At 69.9% G+C, this 622-nt stretch carries 1 pseudogene; it reads left to right on the plus strand.

Features of this window, described 5'->3' with window-relative positions:
* Positions 1-622 (plus strand): annotated as a pseudogene (locus HR086_RS47335) (hypothetical protein); the annotation flags it as partial.

Below are 622 nucleotides of genomic sequence, written 5' to 3' on the forward strand. Positions count from 1 at the left end.
CTTCGGGCGTCCGCGAGGGGCCGCTGCCGAGGGTCGCGGTGCGCGGCGCTCGGGTGGTGACGAGGGTGAGCGCCCGTCGCGTGGCGCGGGTCGGCCGGCGCGCAAGGAGTGGGGCGCGGGTGGGGCGGACAGTCCGCGCACTAGCAGGAGCGCTGGCGCTGGTGAAGGCCGCCCCGCACGCAAGGAGTGGAGCGCGGACGGTGAGTCGGCTCGTGGTCCCGCGCGTCGTGGCGCGGACGGTGATTCGAAGCCGCGTTTCGGTGGTGACTCGAAGCCTCGTTTCGGTGGCGAGGGCAAGTCGCGCTTCGGCGGTGACTCGAAGCCTCGTTTCGGTGGCGAGGGCAAGCCGCGCTTCGGCGGTGACTCGAAGCCGCGTTTTGGTGGTGAGGGCAAGCCGCGTTTCGGCGGTGACTCGAAGCCCCGTTTCGATGGCGAGAGCAAGCCGCGCTTCGGCGGTGACTCGAAGCCCCGTTTTGGTGGTGAGGGCAAGCCGCGCTTCGGTGGTGACTCGAAGCCTCGTTTCGGTGGCGAGGGCAAGCCACGCTTCGGTGGTGACTCGAAGCCCCGTTTCGATGGCGAGAGCAAGCCGCGCTTCGGTGGTGACTCGAAGCCTCGTTTCGGT

Origin of the sequence: Myxococcus sp. CA039A (assembly GCF_013336645.1) — a bacterium.
Lineage (GTDB): Bacteria > Myxococcota > Myxococcia > Myxococcales > Myxococcaceae > Myxococcus > Myxococcus llanfairpwllgwyngyllgogerychwyrndrobwllllantysiliogogogochensis.